The 2,027-nt window shown below is 58.2% G+C and carries 2 protein-coding genes; both read right to left on the reverse strand.

Annotated elements, in window-relative coordinates; genetic code table 11:
* Nucleotides 1-1,682 (reverse strand): ABC transporter substrate-binding protein (locus Q0M35_RS10620; RefSeq protein ID WP_295314971.1); only part of this gene is annotated, 1,682 nt, incomplete at its 3' end.
* A gap of 71 nt (nucleotides 1,683-1,753) precedes the next feature.
* Entirely contained in the window at nucleotides 1,754-2,026 is a 273-nt protein-coding gene (locus tag Q0M35_RS10625) for a DUF2160 domain-containing protein (RefSeq protein ID WP_295314973.1), read from the reverse strand.
* Nucleotide 2,027 lies beyond the last annotated feature (1 nt).

Here is a 2,027-nt window from a genome sequence, read left to right on the forward strand (position 1 = left end):
GGCTCTTCGTCTTCGTTCTCGAGCTTGGCAACAGGCGAGCCGGGCTGGCTGTACCAGTATTCCGGATCCTGCTCCTCGTTCATGACCGGGCCGATATCACCCTGGATACCTGCGCGCTCAAGACGCTCCATCACGCTTTCCTGTGCTTCACAAAGCGCATCGAGTGCTTCCTGAGGTGTTTTCGCACCGGACATTGCGTCGCCGATGTTCTGCCACCACAGCTGTGCAAGCTTGGGATAGTCGGGCACGTTTGTACCTGTCGGAGACCATGCCACACGTGCCGGCGAGCGGTAGAATTCCACCAGTCCGCCCAGTTTATTGGCACGCTCGGTGAAGTGGTCGGAGCTGATCGTGGATTCACGGATAAAGGTAAGACCCACATCCGATTTCTTCAGATCAACTGTCTTGGACGTCACGAACTGTGCATAGAGCCATGCGGCTTTGGCACGGTCCACCGGAGTGGATTTCATGAGTGTCCAGGAGCCCACGTCCTGGTAGCCGACCTTCTGGCCGTCTTTCCAGTACACACCGTGCGGGCTGGGAGCCATACGCCATTTGGGTGTGCCGTCCTCGTTCATCACGGGCAGATCAGGCTTCACGGTCGCCGCGGTAAAGGCGGTGTACCAGAACATCTGCTGGGCCACGTTACCCTGCGCAGGGATCGGGCCGGCCTCGCCGAAGGTCATGCCGGCAGCTGCTGGCGGCGAATACTTCTGCAGCCATTCGATCGCCTTGGTCACCGCATAAACGGCGGCAGCATCGTTGGTGGCACCGCCACGCGCGACGCAGGAGCCGACAGGCTGTGAGTTTTCGTTCACACGAATACCCCACTCGTCAACCGGCAGACCGTTCGGCTCACCGACGTCGCCCATGCCTGCCATGGACATCCACGCGTCAGTGTAACGCCAGCCCAGGCTGGGGTCTTTCTTGCCGTAATCCATGTTGCCGAACACGTCGCCTTCCACACCAAGGTGGCTCAGGTCGCGACCGGTGAAGAATTCGGCGATGTCCTCATAGGCAGACCAGTTGACCGGCACACCCAGTTCATAGCCAAAGGCTTCCTGGAAATCGGCCTTGTTCTTTTCATCGTTGAACCAGTCATAGCGGAACCAGTAAAGGTTCGCGAACTGCTGGTCGGGCAGCTGGTAAAGTTTGCCGTCCGGTGCGGTCGTGAACTGGGTGCCGATAAAGTCATCCAGATCGAGACCGGGGTTGGTCACGTCAGCGCCCTCGCCCGCCATCCAGTCGGTCAGGTTGCGCACCTGCTGATAGCGCCAGTGCGTGCCGATCAGATCGCTGTCGTTGACGTAGCCATCATAGATGTTTTCGCCCGACTGCATCTGTGTCTGCAGCTTTTCGACCACGTCGCCTTCGCCGATCAGGTCATGGGTGACCTGAATGCCGGTGATCGCGGTGAAGGCCGGTGCAAGGACCTGGCTTTCATATTCGTGCGTGGTGATGGTTTCGGAGACAACCTTGATCTCCATGCCCTGGAACGGGGCGGCAGCATCTACAAAGAACTGCATCTCCGCTTCCTGGTCTTCGCGGCTCAGCACGCTCAGGCCGTTAATCTCGTTATCGAGAAACTCCATTGCTGCTTCCATGTCCGCCCAGGCAGGCACCGCAAAAAGCGATGCCACCATGGCGCCCATGGCCGTGGTTGATCTTAGTGAAAAGTTCATAGTGTCCTCCCAGACGTTATTTGAACTGTTTTTGTGGCCGCCCGGGGTCCCGGACGGGCCAGTCTTCCCGTTCACACCCAGCGGAACACCGCCACGGCATAAACAAGGCACGCCAGCAGCGCATAGGGCTGTGGTGCGACCTCGAGACCCAGCCAGATCAGATTGATAAAGGCCGAGCCCAACAGCGTGATGAACAAACGATCACCACGCGTTGTTTCGATCCTGAGAATACCTGTGCGGGGTGTCTCAGGAAATTTGATTGCGAGTATGGTGAAGATCACCAGCAGGCTTGCGATTATCGCAAAAAAGATTGCCGTCGGTACGGTCCATGCCATCCATGCCATT

The organism is Roseobacter sp., assembly GCF_024639605.1.
Classification (GTDB): domain Bacteria; phylum Pseudomonadota; class Alphaproteobacteria; order Rhodobacterales; family Rhodobacteraceae; genus Roseobacter.